We start from the raw sequence: 17,650 nt of genomic DNA on the forward strand, positions 1-17,650 counted from the left end.
CGACAATGACAACTATTTCAATCAACCAATTTAAAGATTACGAAGGACAGACGGTCCGCGTCGGTGCATGGATTGCCAATAAACGTTCGAGCGGGAAAATCGCGTTCCTTCAGCTCCGGGACGGGAGCGGGTTCGCCCAAGCCGTCGTCGTCAAAGCCGATGTGGCCGAAGAGCTGTTCGCACTCGCCAAAGGTGTGACGCAAGAGACATCGGTCTGGGTGACAGGGAACGTCAAGTCAGACGGTGGCCGCACGCCGCTCGGTTTTGAACTTGAAGTGTCAGACATGGAAGTGATCGCCGAGTCGGTCGATTACCCGATCACGCCGAAAGAGCATGGGACGGAGTTTTTGATGGACAACCGTCACCTCTGGCTCCGTTCGCGTCGCCAGCACGCGATCATGAAAGTACGGAACGAATTGATTCGGGCGACGTATGAGTTCTACAACCAAGAAGGATTCGTCAAAATCGACCCGCCGATCATCACGTCAAGCGCGCCGGAAGGGACGACGGAGTTGTTCGAAACGGACTATTTCGGTCAACCGGCATACTTGTCTCAGACAGGACAACTATACATGGAAGCCGCGGCAATGGCGCTTGGAAAAGTCTTCTCGTTCGGCCCGACGTTCCGCGCCGAGAAATCGAAGACACGTCGTCACTTAATCGAGTTCTGGATGATCGAGCCTGAGATGGCGTTCTTCGATCATGATATGAGTCTCGACCTTCAAGAGCGTTACGTCTCGTATTTGGCGAAGTCGGCACTTGAGAACTGCCGCAACGAGCTCGAACTGCTCGGGCGCGACTTGGAGAAGCTTGAGAAAGTTCAAGCACCGTTCCCACGCATCCGTTATGCGGACGCAATCACGTTCCTAAAAGCCGAAGGATTCGATGATATCGAGTATGGCGACGATTTCGGTGCACCGCACGAGACGGCCATCGCGAACGCACATGACAAGCCGGTATTCATCACGCACTGGCCTAAAGAGATTAAGCCGTTCTATATGAAAGTCGACCCGGAGAACCCGGATCTCGTCCTCTGTGCCGATTTGATCGCACCGGAAGGGTACGGAGAAATTATCGGCGGTTCACAGCGTGAAGACGACTATGACCGCTTGAAAGAAGAAATCATCAAAGAAGGCCTCGATGAGACGGACGCGTACGACTGGTATCTCGAGCTCCGGAAGTACGGTTCAGTGCCGCACTCAGGTTTCGGACTCGGTCTCGAGCGCACCGTCGCTTGGATTAGCGGAATCGAGCATATCCGCGAAGCGATTCCGTTCCCACGTCTTTTGAACCGGATTCACCCATAATAATCGCCGAATCGGGGATGACGTTTGACGTCTTCCCCGATTGATGTGTTTAGAAAGGATGTGCGCCATGAATGCACATAGTCTAATCAAACTGTTCGAACAGAGCCCGGTCGTCGTCCCGCGTAAATTGTTCACGGACGCACGCCGGCTGGACCTTAGCCCGGTCGAGTTTTGTCTCGTCGTCCACTTGCTCGAACTGACCGGGGAAGGTATCGAGATGCCGCTCCCGAGCGAGCTCGGGGAACGGATGAACGTGGCCGAGCATGAAGCACGTGCCGTCTTGCTCGGTTTGTTGCAAAAAGAATTGATTGCCATCGATGCCTCGGCTGACGTGGAACGATACAGCCTGTTACCGTTGTTTGAAGCGCTCGAGGAGGAGACGGTGACCGTCAAGACGCCGCATGCGTTGAATGAGAACTTGATTCATACGTTCGAGCGCGAATTCGGGACGATCACCCCGTTTGAAATCGAGCAAATCGTCGGCTGGCTGACCGAAGACGGGTTTAGCGAAGAGTTGGTGCTGGCCGCCCTTCGGGAAGCAAAACTCCGGAACGTGCGGAATTTCAAGTACATGGATAAAATCTTGCGCGTCTGGCAAGACCATAACGTCCAGTCGCTTGAGGATGTCGTCGAATATCAACGGAGGAACAAATGATGTTGACCCGGGCCCAACTAAACGAAGTATCAGACACGATGCGACAGATGTTCCCGGATGCGCACTGTGAGCTGACGCATCGCAATCCGTTCGAGCTTGTCGTCGCCGTCGCGTTATCGGCTCAGGCGACGGACGCGCTCGTCAACAAAGTGACGCCAGGCCTATTCGAGGCGTTCCCGACTGTCGAAGCGATGGCGGCAGCCGACGTCTCGGAAATCGAGTCGCTCATCAAGCGCATCGGATTGTATCGGAACAAAGCGAAGAACGTGAAGGCGCTATCGATGCAAATCGTGACGCTTCATGACGGGATTGTCCCGGACGACCGGGCGTCGCTCGAGGCGTTGCCTGGCGTCGGTCGCAAGACGGCGAACGTCGTCTTGTCGGTCGCGTTCCATGAGCCGGCGTTCGCCGTCGATACGCACGTCGAGCGCGTCTCGAAACGACTCGGGATTTGTCGCTGGAAAGACAACGTCCGTCAAGTCGAGGACACGCTCATGAAAAAGTTCCCGCGTGAGGAATGGTCGCAGCTGCATCATCAGTTCATCTTCTTTGGACGGTATCACTGTAAGGCGCAACGCCCGGCTTGTGAGACGTGCCCGCTCCTGCACATGTGCCGGGAAGGGAAAAAGCGGATGAAGTCGATAAAAGCGACATAAAAACTGCCCCGTAGCTAACGCTACGAGGCAGTTTTTTAGTGGTTCCACGGATGGTCGCTCCATTCGCGGCGCTTTTTCGTGATCGGGACTTTTTTGAAGCCCCAGTTTCGGAAGTCTTGGTCTGGACTTTCTTTACGAATGTAAATCTTGTCCTTGATTGCTTTAAAGATGCGATTCTCATCCCCATAATGGACGAACCGCGGTTTGACTTCGATGACCCCGCGACGGACGCGCGAGAGCGGCAGACAGACGAGGTCTGCGATTTCGAGCCCGGACTGATAAATCGTGTTTTGTTTCTCGGAGAAGATGAAGCCTTTGATTTTTTGTCGACTCTTTTCGACATCGAGGTGGACCGTCCCTGAGTTGAAAATGTCAAAAAACGCCTTTTGAATGAGTAGATTCTGGTAATCGTCACGCGATTCGAGCACGACGCGGGCACTGACCGCTTCGGTCTCTTCAAGAAATGCGTAAAACGACTTCATCAAATGCGCGAACGCGACGACGTAAGGGTCTTTCGGTGTCGAGTAGAAGTCTTGTAGCTTCTGTTTATCGACCTCGACGCTAATAATCGTACAATTGATGTCACGTAGGAAGTCCGGTAACTTGTTCCAAAAGTCACGGAGCATATCGATCGTGATCCCATCCTCTTTTCCGTAAGGATGCTCGGCCTTTAAAATCTCTTTCAGATGAAGCGGGATGTTTTCCGTTTTGAACACGTCTCGCTTGAACGCGTGAAGACGACGTTTCAGCTCGCACGGCATTCCGGCCTCGTCGGCGTCAATCGCATACTTGTATTCCATGAGGACACCCGTCAAATTAAATTGCGTATTTCCCTTCGGTGTACCCGTCTCATCGACAAACATCACGTACTTCTTTCCGTTATCCATCGTACCCCTCCAACACAGCTTTATCTCTTTCATCTCAAGCGCCTCTATTTTTTATAAGTTTCATCAATCGTGTTTATCGGATTGATGAAAGGGTTAACTAGTAGAAGACTTATTGTAGAAAAGTATTTAGTAGCACCGTAACAAGCTTGTGTCAATTTGACTACACAATACACTACATACTAGTTTAACATACAAGAGTTTGGTACGATATGCATTGCGGAAAATCCACGAGACAGTCGAGCGACAGAACTCGACAATCAGACCTTAGACGGAAGGAACGAGTGGGCCAACCTGCTAAAATGAGTTGTAGGGGTGACGACATGTTCCACTATCCGAACGGAAAGAAAGCATCAACCGACAGTCGGGCACCGATTCGCTCGGAGCGTCCGACGTATGCGAACCGAGGCATGAACTTAGAGACGCTGCTCAACGAGACGAACGAGTATTATCGAATCCACGGCAAGGCGGTCATCCATAAGAAACCGACGCCACTACAGATCGTCAAAGTCGATTATCCGAAACGGAGCGCCGCGAAAGTGACGGAAGCGTATTTCAAACAAGCGTCGACGACCGACTATAACGGGGTGTATCGCGGCAAATATATCGATTTCGAAGCGAAAGAGACGAACAATAAGACGTCGTTCCCACTCGGTAACTTTCATGACCATCAAATCACACACATGCGTGATTGTATGAAACATGGAGGGATTTGCTTTGTCATCATCCGGTTTAGCCGCTATAATACGCAATATGTGCTGTCAGCAGACCAGTTGTTAGACTGGTGGGCACAACGTGAGACGGGACGAAAATCAATCCCGCTCAGCTTCATTGAACAACATGCAATCGAAGTTCCAACCCGGGCGATGCCGGCCGTCGATTATTTGGCGGCGCTAGAAGCATGGCTCGATTGAAATAGAAGGAGTGAATCATGAATGGAACGAAGTCGGGTGGCACGTCGGCAAGACACGACGACCAATAAACGTAAACAGACGACGAAACAGTCAAAACCGAAAACGAAGAAGCCGATCTGGCGCCGTATTCTTTTACTCGCAACATTACTATTCATTATCGGCGTTGTCGCGGCGGGCGCGTATTCCGCCTATGCAATCGCGACCGCACCACCGCTCGACGAAGAGAAGTTGGTGAAGACGTATCCGATTCAATTGATCTCAGCGAATGGGGAACCGCTCGAAAGCGGCCAAGTTCGCGAATACGTGTCAATCAATGATATCTCTGAAGTGATGCAACAAGCGGTCGTCTCGATTGAAGACCGTCGTTTCTACGAACATAACGGAATCGACATCCGCCGAATCGGCGGGGCGGTCCTCGCCAACTTGACGAGCGGGTTCGGGTCCGAGGGTGGCTCGACGATCACGCAACAGCTGATCAAACAATCGATGCTCACGAGTGAGAAGAGTATGAAGCGGAAGATTCAAGAGCAATGGCTCGCCATCAAACTCGAACGTGAATATTCAAAAGAGCAGATTCTCGAAATGTACTTGAACATCAACTATTACGGTTCAGGCGGATACGGGGTACAGTCGGCTTCAAAGGCTTACTTCAACAAGCCTGTATCGGAAGTGAACTATCAGGAAGCGGCAATCCTCGCCGGTCTGCCACAGCGTCCGAGCGCATATGACCCAATCAGTGGTGACCAAGAACTGACGCGTTATCGTCAAGAGCAAGTGCTCGCCGCGATGAAGCGTGACGGTCATATCACGGAAGAGCAATACAATGAAGCGCTCAACGTCGAGATCGCGGACGTCATCTCGCCGGCACCACAGACGGACGGCGAGTCGTACACGCGTGCGATTTATGCGCGCGTCCAAGCCGAGCTCGAGGAAGACTATGGCCTCGAACAGGCAGACATTTATGGCGCAGGGCTCAAAGTGTATACGTCAATCGATAAAGACTTGCATACGAAGTTCAACAACGACATCAAATCGAACAACGTCGATTTCATGAACGTCGAAAACGTCTTCCCGGAAGACCTACGGATGGGGGCGACCGTCCTCAATACGAAGACGGGTGAAATCGTCGCCTTGATTGACAGCCAACAAGCGGAGCAAGGCGATAAGAACTATCGTGACTTCTCACGCGAGAAGCGTCAAATCGGTTCGACGGCGAAGCCGTTCTTCGACTACGGACCTGGGATTGAGAACGGCCAATGGTCGACGGGGAAAGTACTCCGTGACGCCCCGTTCGAAGACGAAGATTACAATCCAATCAACTACTATGAAGGGTATCGTGGCTCGAATACGATGCGCTACTTCTTGACCGTATCAGCGAACACACCGGCCGTCCGTGCCTTCTATGAAGTACGGGACGAGTTCGGCCAAGACGCGATTCAGTCATTCGTCCAAAATCTCGGTATCGAGCCGTCGATGTCTGGCGACGAGATGAACGCCTCGAACGCGCTCGGTACGGCCGAGGCGAGCACGTCGCAGATGGCGGCCGCTTACGCTGCACTCGGGACGAACGGGATGTACACGAAGCCGCACTTGATTCAAAAAATCGAGTTCAATGACGGCTCGACGATCAACTCGCCGGTGAAAGCGAAACAAGCGATGGAAGACTATACGGCGTACATGCTCACAGACATGCTCCGTGACGTCGTCAGCACCTCAATCGGGACGTATCAACCAGGTGCCTTCCCGTATGACGTCGCCGGTAAGACCGGTACGACGAACAAAGATATGGATAAATGGTTCACCGGCTATACGACCGACTACTCGATTTCCGTCTGGACCGGTCGTTCAAACGAGACGGCTGAAAGGGTAATGAGTCCGAACTACGCGCAGTTCTACTTCGAGTATATGATGCAAGAAGTGACGAACGCGAACGGTCGTCCGGCAGCGTTCCAGCAACCGGAGTCGGTATTGTCGCTCGGGAACGAGCTGTACGTCAAAGGGACGAAGCCGAAAGACCTCGAACCGGACAAGCTCCCGGCACCGACCGGCGCGTCGATCAATTACGACATCCCGGCGGACCGCGGCACGTTGACATGGTCGTATAATACGGAAGCGGTGCAAGCGGACGGGTATCAAAACCTTTCGTTCACCGTGACGGAGAAACGACCGGACGGAAGTGAGCGCGTCGTCGCCACGACGTCAGACACGAGTGTCGACATCTCTGGTCTGACGAACGGGACGACCACGTTCACGATTGTCGCGACGGCGACGAATCCGCTCGTCGGCGAGCAACAGTCGAGCCCGCTTCAAACCCAGTATACGGTTCAACGTAATCAAGAACCGGCTGAAGAAGAAGAACCGGAAACGGAACAGCCGGCTGAAGAGCCGACCGAAGAGGAACAGTCGAACGACAATAACGGGAACGGTAACAACGGCAATAATAACGGCAACAATGGCAATAACGGCAACAACAGCGACTCGGGAGAGACGACGGAAGAACCGGCAACGGAGGAAGAACCTCCAGCGGAAGAAGAGTCGGGAACAGACCTTGAACGGCAGTCCAACTCAGAATCGTCTGACTCAAACGAGAACCGCGGCAATGGGAACGGTGGACGTGAGAACGGAAACAGTGACCGCAACAATGAATAACACGCACAGGGCGATTGAAATCGCCCTGTTTTTCTGTTCCGTTTGCTATAATGAAAAGAAAGCGAATAGGATGGTGACAAATGGTACAACTCTCTCTTAAACGTAAGATGAAAGTGTTATTTGTAATCGATCGACTGCAAGAGGATGACGAAGGTCTCCCGCTTCACGGTGTCAACGGTTTGAAGATGGGACGCCTCCTCCTCGGGGAGTCCATCCCGTTTGGACGTTTGTTGTATGATCGAGACGTCGCGCTCGCGGCGGGCCATTCGCATTTAAAACGAATCGGGATCGAGACGATGTTTCTCGGTGACGAACGATTTTATCCTGAACTATTGCGCGGAAAACGTCGTGCGCTCGTGGCGCACGATGACTACTATAAAGCGGTGCAACGCTACACGAAACATTTACAGGCGGTCCATTCGAAATGCACGAAGCTACATACCATCGTCCTGTTCGGCCGATCGACGCATCTGTTATATGACGATGCGATCAAGCGCCTCGAGGAAGAGAACGAACATGTGGCGGCCGCATTCAACACGATGGAAGTGCTCCGGTTGCCGGCCGTTCATCGCCTCGTTCGCGACGAGCGGATCGGGCAAGTGAAAGACATCGTGGAGCGTCTTGCACCTTCGAATTCTTGATAGGAGAAGGTGAGTTTATGCGAAAGAAGCGTTCCGTCGAAGAGATGATTGAAACGCTCAAGACCGACCCAGGCTTCAATAGTCATGTCACGAACTGGCATACGGTCGACGCCCGTCCCGCAAAGTTCGCGGACATTCCGGCAAGCGTTCCACGCGACCTCGTGCGCGTCTTGAACGAGCGCGGCATCGACAAGTTGTACACACACCAAGCCGAAGCGATTAAACAGACGGCACGCGGCCATTCCACGGTCGTCGTCACCCCGACCGCTTCGGGGAAAACGCTCTGTTACAATTTGCCGGTGCTCTCAAAAATGATTGAGAAGCCGACGGCCCGGGCGCTTTACTTATATCCGACCAAAGCGCTCGCTCAAGATCAAAACACCGACCTCATGTCGATGGTCGAGGCGCTCGAAGGCGACTTGCGCTGCTTCACCTATGACGGGGATACGGCACCGGCAGCTCGGACGAAAGTACGTGATGCCGGTAACATTGTCATCACAAATCCAGACATGCTCCATTCGGGAATCTTGCCGCACCATACGAAGTGGATTCGCTTGTTCGAGAACTTGGAGTATATCGTCGTCGATGAGCTTCATACGTACCGCGGCGTATTCGGCAGTCACGTCGCGAACGTCTTCCGACGGCTGAAGCGGATTTGCGCCTATTACGGGAGCCATCCGAAGTGGATCATGACGTCGGCGACGATTGCGAACCCGGTCGAGTTGGCCGAACGGTTGACCGAGGAAGATGTCGTCCTCGTCGACCAAAACGGTGCGCCACAAGGAAAGAAGCATTTAATTTTCTATAACCCGCCTGTCGTCAATGAGGCGCTCGGCATCCGCCGTAGCGCCACGCTCGAGACGAAGCGGATCGCGTCAAAGCTCGTCGAGGCCGACATTCAAACGATCGTTTTCGCCCGCTCCCGCGTCCGCGTCGAGGTGCTGTTGACGTATCTCCAAGAGTTGACACGGCGTGAGCTCGGACCGAAGTCGATTGTCGGATATCGCGGCGGCTATTTGCCGTCCGAACGCCGTGAAATCGAACGCCGGCTCCGCGACGGGGAGATTCGAGCGGTCGTCTCGACGAACGCGCTCGAACTCGGCGTCGATATCGGGCAATTGGAAGCGTGTGTCTTGAACGGGTATCCCGGTACCGTCGCCTCGCTTTGGCAACAAGCCGGACGGGCCGGCCGACGGCATTCGGAGTCGCTCGTCATCTTCGTCGCCTCGTCGTCCTCGCTCGACCAGCTCGTCGTCGAGCAACCCGATTTGATTTTGGATCGTTCACCGGAGGCGGCGCGACTCGACCCGAACAATCTCATCATCCTCGTCGATCATTTGAAGTGTGCGGCGTTCGAGTTGCCGTTCCATAAAGGAGAACGGTTCGGGACGGTCGACACGGAAGACATCCTCGATTTCTTGACGGACGCCCAAGTCCTCCATGAGCGGGCCGATAAGTACTACTGGATGACGGATTCGTTCCCGGCCCACGAGATTTCACTCCGTACGTCGGATCAGGAAAACGTCGTCATCGTCGACCAGACGGCCAAACACGCCGTCATCGGCGAGATGGATACGTTCAGCGCGATGACGTTGTTGCATGACGAAGCCATTTATTTGCATGGTGCCGAACAATATCAAGTCGAAAAGCTCGACTTCGAAGAGAAGAAGGCGTACGTGCGGCAAGTCGATGTCGATTATTACACCGACGCGAACTTGGCTGTCGAACTGAAAGTGCTAGAAGAGAACAAATCGGACGGAGTGAAGACGTTTGGCGAGGTTTCGGTCATCGCGATGGCCACGTTGTTCAAAAAAATCAAGTTCGGGACGCATGAGAATATCGGATCTGGCCCGATTCATCTGCCGGAACGCGAGCTACACACGACGGCGACTTGGTTCACGCTCGATGAGCGCTACGCATACTCGGAAGCTGATATGGAAGACCAGCTCGAGGCGGTGAGTGACTTGTTACGCCGTCTCGCCCCGTTATATCTCATGTGTGACAGCCATGACTTGTTCACGACGCTTCAAATGAAGGCGACCCATACGTCGAAACCGACCGTCTTCCTGTATGACCGTTATCCGGGCGGAATCGGGTTGAGCGAGGCGCTCTATCGTGACGCCGACGCTGTCCTTGAGGCGGCAGTGCGCACCGTCGAGGATTGCCCTTGTGCGAGCGGCTGTCCGAGTTGTGTCGGGATGGTCGGCTACGGGGACTTCAAACAGCAGGTCGTCAATCAGTTGCATGCCTTGAAAGGAACGATATGAAAGCAAAATTAGCACGTTTGATTAAAACGACAGAACCGAAACAACAAATCGAAACGCCTGATGATGTCGAACAAGCGAAATGGAAGGCGCTCGGTGGGGAGATTTTGACGTTCGAAAAAGAATGGTGCGTCCGCTTGAAAGAGATGTATCCGCTCGAGTCGATGTATCACGACTTCACATATGGAGAAGCCCGACGAGCCGTCCGTGAGGCGACGCATCCGTTTTTTGCGGTGGACGTCCCGACCGATCGCGTGCTGTTCATGGATACGGAGACGACCGGGCTACGAGGGTCGGGGACGTCCATCTTTTTAATCGGGTTTGCCCGCATCCATGAAGGACATCTCGAGATGGTGCAGTATGTGTTGCCCCACCCGGCGTTTGAGACGGCGTTTTATTATCATTTCTTGAACGATATCGGTGATGAGGTCCGCTTCGTCACCTATAACGGAAAGTCGTTTGACTGGCCGCAAATCAAGACACGCCATACGTTCGTGAAGTCGAAAGTGAAGGAACTCCCGGCAGTCGGACACGTCGATTTGTTGCACGCATCGAGACGGCTGTTAAAACCGACGCTCGAATCTGTTTCGTTGAAGGCGGTCGAAGCCCACTTCGGGCATGAACGCGTTGACGACTTACCGGGCTTTTTGGCCCCGATGCATTATTTCCAATACGTTAAAGAACGAGAACCGGACATTTTACGTCCGGTCATCGAACACCATCATGCCGACTGTTTGAGCCTCGTTTCGCTCTACACCCGCCTCACGCATCTCGTCGAAGGCGATGGGTTAATGTTCGGGGAAGAGCGGGCGCACTGGTTGAGCGACCTCGGAAATGAGGATGCGGCCTTGAAGACGTACGCGCAACTCGATAACCCGTCGAAACTGGCGAAAATGCGTCAGGCGATGCTTTTAAAGCGCACCGGTAAAATCGACGAGGCGTTGCCGTTGTTTGAACAAGTCGGTTCCATCGAATCGCTAACGGAACTCGCCAAGCATGCTGAGCATCAGACAAAAGACATCGACCGCGCCATCGTCTATACGAATCGTGCCCTCGAACTCGTCGAAGCAAGGCGGACGGTGTTGAAGCAGACGGCATTCCGTGCCCAACGTGAATTACAACACCGGCTCGCCCGGTTAGAAAGGAAGCGCTTATGAAAGTCGTCGCGATTACCGGTTATCGCCCGCATGAGCTAGGAATCTTCAAAGCCGACCATCCAGGGATCGAAATCATTCAGGAGGCGTATCGCCGCAAAATCGTAGAGGCGATTGAGCTCGGTGGGGAATGGTTCATCTTTAGTGGGACAAACGGTTGTGAATTGTGGGCTGGACAAGTATTGTTAGAGTTAAGGGAAACGTATCCAATCAAGATTGCCGTATTTCCTCCATTTTTGGAAATGGAGGAACGGTATAAGCCGTATGAGCAGGAGCTGTTCATCCAACTTCAGCTCGAAGCGGATTTCTTTGAGCCGTTGACCCAACGTCCGTATGAGGACCCGAGCCAACTTCGGGCAAAAACTGCATTCTTTTTGGATAAAGCAGCAGGACTCATCAGCTTGTTTGACGAAGAGACGGGGGGAAGCCCTCGATTTCTCGTCGAAGGGGCAAAACGGAAACAGCATATGGAGCTATTCTTGATTACACCTGAGGACTTACGGGTCATTGAAGAAGAAAAACAATGGGAACAACAATGGGAGTGAAGACGATGCAAACGGAATTAACAGCAGAAGCGATTTATAAACAAGAATTCAAAACAGCCCTCCGTGGGTATTCGCAAGAAGAGGTCGACCAATTTCTCGACGTCGTCATCCGTGACTATGAGAAGATGGCGAAAGAAATCGAACGCTTACGTCAAGAGAATGAGTCGCTCCGCCGCGGATCGAGCGATCAAGCCGAACCGGTGAAAGCGTCACAACCGGTCGCCTCGAACTATGATATGCTGCGACGTATTTCAAACTTGGAAAAAGCCGTCTTCGGCAAGCAAGTCGGACCGAGCGAATAAGGAGAGGAGGTGGATGCGATGTTACACGTGTTGACGGCCGCACCGAAAGAACCGGAAAAACGACAGACGAAAGGATTGTTCCGCACGAAAGTGGAAGTGATTGAACCGGCTAAATCGTACACTGAGGAGCTTGTCGAGATTTTACGGCAAACGTGCCGGTTTGATTGGATGATGATTGAGCATGTCGAGATGGATGCAACGTTGTTCGACTACGTCCTCGTCGGGCCAAAAGGTGTGTTTTTGGTTCAAGTCAATCGGACGACTTCGGCCGTTCACATGTCGAATCGGGAATGCCGTCACGAGACGTCGCTCGGTTGGAAGACCATCCACCCACATCCGATTCAAGAGCTCGATAGTATCACGAAACAAATCCGTGGTCGTTTGAAAAGACAGTGCGGACAAGCCGTGCCGGTCACGTCGTTCCTGATTTTCCCCGAGACGAGCCGACTGAAGGTCGAACGACTTCGCGCGAACTGCGCATCGTCGTTCGAAATCGTCGACGACGTCATCTCTAAGACGAAGCTCGAACTGTTGACGGAGCCGACCATCAAACAAATCGCGTACTATTGTTCAGAGCGACAAGTACATAAATAAACACCCTATCGCAACCGGGCCTCTTGAGCCCGCTGCGATAGGGTGTTGTTTTATTTGAGCAATTTCCGCGCCGCGGCCTCATCTTTTCGATGTACGAAAAGCGCGACCCGATCGTCTAAGTTTTTAGCGAGCGGTCGAAACAACCGTCCCGTCGGCAAGCCTTGTTCGACCCGACACTCGATGCCTTTCTCGGTCAAGTACGCATAATCCTCAAGCAATGCCTCGCCTTGTTTCCCGAACGCCTCGCCAAAACGGACCCAACGTACGTTCCGAATCGTGCGAACCGCTACGAGAATGACAAATAGCGTACCGAGCACGACAATCATTAAAGTCCTAAAATCAGTCCAAACCATATCCACAGCTTCCACCCCTTCTTTACAATAGTTTATCGAGGTCGACGGTTGAAAGCAACCGACTTTCCCCGGTATACTCAAAGAAGAAGAGGGGGATTTTGTGAAAACGTCTATTCAATCACGCCGCGAGGCGGTTCAACTGCTCGAGAAGGAACATGTGCTCTATATCCGAATCCATAACGGTCAGACCGGGATGATCAAGTCGACGGCGGAAGGGATTATCGTCGCCATCCCAAACAGCGAGACGAATAAGGTCGATTTCCGAAAACTTGAAGACATCGAGGCGTTCGAGGCGTTTTATGATTTGACGCTCTCTGCCCCGGGCATCTTGTATTACAACAAAGAAACGCTCGACTCCAATTGAGAGTCGAGCGTTTCTGCGTCATGCGAACGGGAGCCAGTCGCTCATCTTCTCTTGGAGCGGAGCGAGGCGTAAATGCCGTTGCTTATGGAGGAGATAGCCGTCCGGGCGGATGACGAGGACGCCTCGTCGCATGAAGAACGACTTGGCGAGTTCGTTGCCCTGGTCGAAGAAGGGACGGCTCGTCTTCGACAGCGTGATGATTTGGAAAAAGGATTGATGCTCATTCAAATAGTCGTACAGTGCTGCCGAATCGCGGGACCCATCATCGAGGACGAGTACTTGGAACCGTCCGTCCGCGACTTCTGAAATCTTCTGGCGCATCCCGTCATCCGTTCGAATCATTTCGATTTCAGGGAAGATTTTCCCTTCCGCGACTCGTTGAAACGGGATTCGGGAGTGGGACGGATACGAGAGATGGAGCTGGGCAATTCGTTCCGTGATCTTTTGGTTGATTAAGTTGACGCGGGTGAAGACGTCCGCACCGAGCGCTTGAAACGGCAAAAGCATCGGTAACGTCGTTTGCAACACTTCGGTCGCGACGTTCGTCGTCTGCAGGACGTTCCGCGCGACGTGTTCCCGTTCGTCCCGATACGTCGAAACGACACCAAAAGAGGCACCGGCCTTCAGGTGGAGCCATAGTTTCCAACCGAGGTTGAACGAGTCGGCAATCCCGGTGTTCATCCCTTGCCCGCCGACAGGTGAGTTGATGTGTGCCGCATCCCCCATCAAGATGACCCGGTTATGAATGAACGCGTCCACCATCCGGTTGTGAACCCGGAACAAGGAGAACCATTCGACTTCATCGATTTCGACGGGCATATGGCTCCGTTGTTCGACCAATTCACGTAATTTTGACTCGTCGAACGATTCGTCGTTTGCGAGGTTCCCGGTGATTCGAATCGTATCGTCTGTCAACGGGAACACTTCGAGCACCCCACGGTTTGAAAAGAAGATATGCACTTCCTCACGTGAGATATTCCATCTCGCCTTCATGTCCGCGAGCACCCAAGACTCTTTGAACGATTTGCCGCTGAACGGCAAGGCGAGCATCCGACGAATCGAGCTGTTCGCACCGTCGGCCGCGACGACGTACTTCGCTTCAATCGTCCGCGGGGTGTCGCCCTCGAGATGGGCGAGTACACGTGACGGATAATGGGTGAGCGAGATGAGCGACTCACCTCGTCGCACGAAGTGGCCGTGACGATTGAGCGCTTGTTCAAGAATCGCTTCCGTCTCATTCTGACGAAGCAGCGTCACGAACGGGTAAGGGGTGACAAGCCTTGAAAACTCTAGCTTGGCCGTCCACTGCCCGGAAAAGTAAAGGTTTCCTTTCTCGATCGTGCGAGCGCGATCGAGCACCTCTTTAGCGACGTCGAGCCGTGAGAACACCTCAATCGTCCGCGGTTGAATCCCGATTGCCCGCGAATTGTTCGACGGGGTCGTCTTGCGGTCGATAATCTCGAACGAGATCCCATAACGAGCAAGGGTCAAGGCGAGGGTGAGGCCGGTCGGGCCCGCACCGACAATCAAAACGTCTACTTGTTGGTCCACATCTACCATCTCCTATCGTTAATATTGATATTTCCGACATTGGGCACGTTTAAACGAGGAGACAACGGTGGAAGTGTAGAAAACATAAGGAGTGAGGTGACTCGGAATGAAGGATTCGTCAATCAATGAAACTCAGCTGCGTGACAGCTTCTCAATGGAAGAGAATTATGAACAGACGGCGGCGGTCTTAATTCCGTTAACCGAAGTCGATGGGGTGTGGCACGTCGTCTTTGAAGTCCGTGCTCATACGATGCGGCGACAACCAGGAGAAATCGCGTTCCCGGGCGGGCGGTTGGACCAAGGGGAGACGCCGCTTGAAGCCGCCATCCGTGAAACGAGCGAAGAGTTGACGCTCCCGCAGGCAGAAATCGAAGTCATCGGCCGTCTGCAACCGCTTGCGACGCCGCATCGTCAATTGATTTATCCGTTCGTCGGGATCATCCCTGTCGTGCCGGACGTCAAGCTGACAGATGAAGTCGACCATCTCTTCACGGTCCCGGTCGAAACGTTGCTTTACATCGACCCGTTCCACGGCGAGATGGAGTGGACGATGAATCCGGATCAAAATATTCCGTTTGACCGGATGGCGAATGCTAAAGCGTACGAAAAACGGGTAATTAAAATGAGAGAACCTTTTTATGAACATGAGGACTACATTATTTGGGGACTTACTGGAAAAATATTGTCACAATTCATTAAACACATAAAAGAAAACGTATTCAAACGGATATAATTTCGTTATAATGATAGAAACAAATTTAAGATTGGAAGTGAATGGGTGTGTCTGTAGAATTCGTTGTGGGTGATATCGTAAAATCAACGCGTGAAGGATGGGTCGCGGAAGTGACTGCCGTACTGACCAATACAGTCATCGGGGACGTTTCCATCATGGAAGAATTTCAACAGTTAGGACTTGAATTTGAAAAACAAGTTTTACTCAAATCAGAATTGGAATTGATTGAACGCGCTAGCTGACCTTTGATCCGAAAGGGATGATTCCGGTGTCCATTGACAAAAAAGTACGTGAATGGAAAGAGGCTGGGTTGTTGGATGAAGCGACGGGGCAACGGCTCGTCGATTATGAACATGAACGATTGACGGTACGTGACAAGCGAGAACACAACCCGCCAATCCTCGTAATCATCGGTTCGATTTTACTTGCGCTCAGTCTGTTCAGTTTTGTCGCTGCGAATTGGCAGGCCATCCCGGACCTTCTAAAAGTGGCGATTTTTCTCGTCATCATGGTCGGCATGTATGTGGCGGCCGAACAAGTGAAGACACGGGCACAGCGCTTTGTGACATTGTTCCGTGTCCTCGGCATCGTCTTCTTCGTTGCGACAATGATCGTCATCTTCACGACGTATAACTTGTCCTCGCAACTCCCGCTCTTGTTTTGGCTCATGTTCGGTGTCGCCGTGTTGCATCGGCTCATCTATCAACATCCGATTTTCACGTTCATCGCGGCACTCGGAGGGTTTATGGCGATTACGAACAGCTTTCAAGGCATCGGCTTGACGCTCATCTTGCTCGGTCTCATCATCACGTGGGTTTGGTTCCACTACACCAATCATGAGCTTGACCGCATCTTCGCGTGGTTTGGTTTCTACGGCCTTCTCATCATAATCGGACAATACGCGAACTATGAGGGTCGCTTTTGGCCGTTATGGGCGCTCGTCATCATGCATGTGCTGTTTCTCATCTATCGTGAACGTGCGCAATGGAACTATTTGTACTTGTTCGTCGCAGCAATCCTCTCGATTGGCTATCTCATCAATGCGACGGAAGGATGGCTGTCCCAGCGTCCACCGTCCGTCATTGAAGCGACGGTCCTATCGGCCGCTCTCGTCGGGATTTATTTGGTGCACCGGCGTCCTGAGCTGATGTGGGTGAGTCTGCTTGCTGTCATCCCGTTCTCATTATTCAACGATTCAGGTATTCTGCTCGCCGTCCTACTCGAAGTCGTCGCGCTCGGTTACCTCGTCTGGCAAGACCATCAACGTAAACCGATTGTGCTCGCTTTCATCTATTTTTTAATCGTTCAAATGACGATTTACTTCATTTACGTGTGGGATCGTCTCGACATCTCGCTCTTCTTCTTGATCGGGGCGCTCATCGTATTCGGATTGTCGCTCGCTCTGTGGTGGCGTAACCGGACGAGAGGGGATGTACGGACATGAAACGCATGACACCTTGGCTCTTACCGATTATACAAGTGCTCATCGCCGTCGGATTCGTCTTGCTCGTCTATGCGGTCTCGTGGTTCGGTCAGACGTATACGTTCAAGGCGACTTCTTATGAGCCGTATGACCCGTTTTTCGGGGACTCGATTTATTTAGAGTATGACGCGTTCGAAGGACGTCAAGACGTCGAATCTGGTACCGTCTATGTGACGTTCAAAGCCGGAGAGGACGGATATGCGACGGTTGACCGCGTCAGTTCGAGACCGTTCTTCGGCGGGATTCGAGCGAACTATTTCGATCGCCGAGTTTATGTCGACGATTTGAGCTCTTATCGAGTGACGGACGATGAAGCCGACTTGATCCGAGGCGCGAAAACGTTCGAAGTCGACGTCGAAATCGCTCCTTGGGGGATGGTCCGAGCTCATGAGTTGCGGCCAATCGAAGCCGAATAAGTTTTGCAAACAGATTACAGATTCGTTACACACTTTGTTGTAACGGTTCTGTAATTTTTTTGTTTGATGGCTTTGTGACGCCGTTTTATATAAATATTACAATCTGTAACGATTTTAAAAGTCATATGTCAGGAATATTTCACTTCGGTATGAATCGCACACGTGTGTGACCAATCATGGTAAAT

At 52.5% G+C, this 17,650-nt stretch carries 19 protein-coding genes; 16 read left to right on the plus strand and 3 right to left on the minus strand.

Going from position 1 to position 17,650, the window contains the following annotated elements:
- Positions 1 to 5 precede the first annotated feature (5 nt).
- The 3 genes from asnS (at position 6) to nth (ending at position 2,618) form a co-directional block, all read left to right on the plus strand.
- The gene (gene asnS / locus RT52_RS04010; RefSeq protein ID WP_034809104.1) at positions 6 to 1,307 is read left to right on the plus strand and encodes an asparagine--tRNA ligase; all 1,302 of its coding nucleotides are present in this window, start codon (positions 6 to 8) and stop codon (positions 1,305 to 1,307) included.
- A gap of 67 nt (positions 1,308 to 1,374) precedes the next feature.
- Entirely contained in the window at positions 1,375 to 1,962 is a 588-nt protein-coding gene (locus tag RT52_RS04015) for a DnaD domain-containing protein (RefSeq protein WP_034804943.1), read from the plus strand.
- Positions 1,962 to 2,618 carry an endonuclease III gene (nth, locus tag RT52_RS04020; protein ID WP_034815208.1) on the plus strand — a complete coding sequence of 219 codons (657 nt, stop codon included), beginning with the start codon at positions 1,962 to 1,964 and terminating at the stop codon, positions 2,616 to 2,618. Before RT52_RS04015 ends, nth begins: the two co-directional genes overlap by 1 nt.
- A 35-nt stretch (positions 2,619 to 2,653) precedes the next feature.
- On the opposite strand, the gene RT52_RS04025 is transcribed toward nth, so the two are convergent.
- Positions 2,654 to 3,505, minus strand: coding sequence for a DUF3800 domain-containing protein (locus RT52_RS04025; protein ID WP_034815209.1), 852 nt, complete (start codon positions 3,503 to 3,505; stop codon positions 2,654 to 2,656).
- Between the two features lie 320 nt (positions 3,506 to 3,825).
- On the opposite strand from RT52_RS04025, the gene recU reads away from it, so the two are divergent.
- From recU to RT52_RS04065, 8 genes are all read left to right on the plus strand, one after another.
- Positions 3,826 to 4,416 (plus strand): Holliday junction resolvase RecU, encoded by a 591-nt coding sequence (gene recU / locus RT52_RS04030; RefSeq protein WP_034815212.1) that lies wholly within the window; start codon positions 3,826 to 3,828, stop codon positions 4,414 to 4,416.
- A 21-nt stretch (positions 4,417 to 4,437) separates the two neighbouring features.
- Entirely contained in the window at positions 4,438 to 7,065 is a 2,628-nt protein-coding gene (locus RT52_RS04035; RefSeq protein ID WP_034815214.1) for a transglycosylase domain-containing protein, read from the plus strand.
- Positions 7,066 to 7,145: 80 nt separating this feature from the next.
- Complete coding sequence (locus tag RT52_RS04040) at positions 7,146 to 7,706, plus strand: hypothetical protein (protein WP_245175459.1); 561 nt, start codon at positions 7,146 to 7,148, stop codon at positions 7,704 to 7,706.
- Between the two features lie 17 nt (positions 7,707 to 7,723).
- Positions 7,724 to 9,973, plus strand: a complete 2,250-nt coding sequence (locus tag RT52_RS04045; protein ID WP_034804932.1) for a DEAD/DEAH box helicase — start codon at positions 7,724 to 7,726, stop codon at positions 9,971 to 9,973.
- The gene (locus tag RT52_RS04050; RefSeq protein ID WP_034804930.1) at positions 9,970 to 11,127 is read left to right on the plus strand and encodes a ribonuclease H-like domain-containing protein; all 1,158 of its coding nucleotides are present in this window, start codon (positions 9,970 to 9,972) and stop codon (positions 11,125 to 11,127) included. Before RT52_RS04045 ends, RT52_RS04050 begins: the two co-directional genes overlap by 4 nt.
- Positions 11,124 to 11,669: an SLOG family protein gene (locus RT52_RS04055; RefSeq protein WP_034815216.1), complete on the plus strand. Its 546-nt coding sequence runs from the start codon at positions 11,124 to 11,126 to the stop codon at positions 11,667 to 11,669. The genes RT52_RS04050 and RT52_RS04055 overlap by 4 nt, the downstream gene beginning before the upstream one ends.
- Positions 11,670 to 11,674: 5 nt before the next feature.
- Complete coding sequence (gene gpsB / locus RT52_RS04060) at positions 11,675 to 11,971, plus strand: cell division regulator GpsB (protein ID WP_235193373.1); 297 nt, start codon at positions 11,675 to 11,677, stop codon at positions 11,969 to 11,971.
- Between the two features lie 18 nt (positions 11,972 to 11,989).
- Complete coding sequence (locus RT52_RS04065) at positions 11,990 to 12,565, plus strand: NERD domain-containing protein (RefSeq protein ID WP_034815218.1); 576 nt, start codon at positions 11,990 to 11,992, stop codon at positions 12,563 to 12,565.
- A gap of 50 nt (positions 12,566 to 12,615) precedes the next feature.
- Here RT52_RS04065 and RT52_RS04070 read toward each other — a convergent pair whose 3' ends face one another.
- A complete protein-coding gene (locus tag RT52_RS04070) occupies positions 12,616 to 12,918 on the minus strand; it encodes a hypothetical protein (protein ID WP_034815220.1) in 303 nt (100 codons plus the stop codon).
- A gap of 100 nt (positions 12,919 to 13,018) precedes the next feature.
- Between RT52_RS04070 and RT52_RS04075 the strand changes: the two genes are divergently transcribed.
- The gene (locus RT52_RS04075) at positions 13,019 to 13,282 is read left to right on the plus strand and encodes a hypothetical protein (RefSeq protein WP_034804921.1); all 264 of its coding nucleotides are present in this window, start codon (positions 13,019 to 13,021) and stop codon (positions 13,280 to 13,282) included.
- Between the two features lie 18 nt (positions 13,283 to 13,300).
- On the opposite strand, the gene RT52_RS04080 is transcribed toward RT52_RS04075, so the two are convergent.
- Positions 13,301 to 14,842, minus strand: coding sequence for an FAD-dependent monooxygenase (locus RT52_RS04080; RefSeq protein WP_051690257.1), 1,542 nt, complete (start codon positions 14,840 to 14,842; stop codon positions 13,301 to 13,303).
- A gap of 97 nt (positions 14,843 to 14,939) precedes the next feature.
- Between RT52_RS04080 and RT52_RS04085 the strand changes: the two genes are divergently transcribed.
- From RT52_RS04085 to RT52_RS04100, 4 genes are read left to right on the plus strand one after another with little or no spacing between them, the layout of a single operon-like run.
- Positions 14,940 to 15,566: an NUDIX hydrolase gene (locus tag RT52_RS04085; protein WP_051690258.1), complete on the plus strand. Its 627-nt coding sequence runs from the start codon at positions 14,940 to 14,942 to the stop codon at positions 15,564 to 15,566.
- A 41-nt stretch (positions 15,567 to 15,607) separates the two neighbouring features.
- Entirely contained in the window at positions 15,608 to 15,808 is a 201-nt protein-coding gene (locus RT52_RS04090; RefSeq protein ID WP_034804917.1) for a DUF2187 family protein, read from the plus strand.
- Positions 15,809 to 15,825: 17 nt separating this feature from the next.
- Positions 15,826 to 17,010, plus strand: coding sequence for a DUF2157 domain-containing protein (locus RT52_RS04095; protein ID WP_034815224.1), 1,185 nt, complete (start codon positions 15,826 to 15,828; stop codon positions 17,008 to 17,010).
- A complete protein-coding gene (locus RT52_RS04100) occupies positions 17,007 to 17,465 on the plus strand; it encodes a GDYXXLXY domain-containing protein (protein WP_034815226.1) in 459 nt (152 codons plus the stop codon). Before RT52_RS04095 ends, RT52_RS04100 begins: the two co-directional genes overlap by 4 nt.
- Positions 17,466 to 17,650 lie beyond the last annotated feature (185 nt).

The organism is Exiguobacterium alkaliphilum 12/1 (genome assembly GCF_000714435.1).
In the GTDB taxonomy this organism is placed as follows: domain Bacteria; phylum Bacillota; class Bacilli; order Exiguobacteriales; family Exiguobacteriaceae; genus Exiguobacterium; species Exiguobacterium alkaliphilum.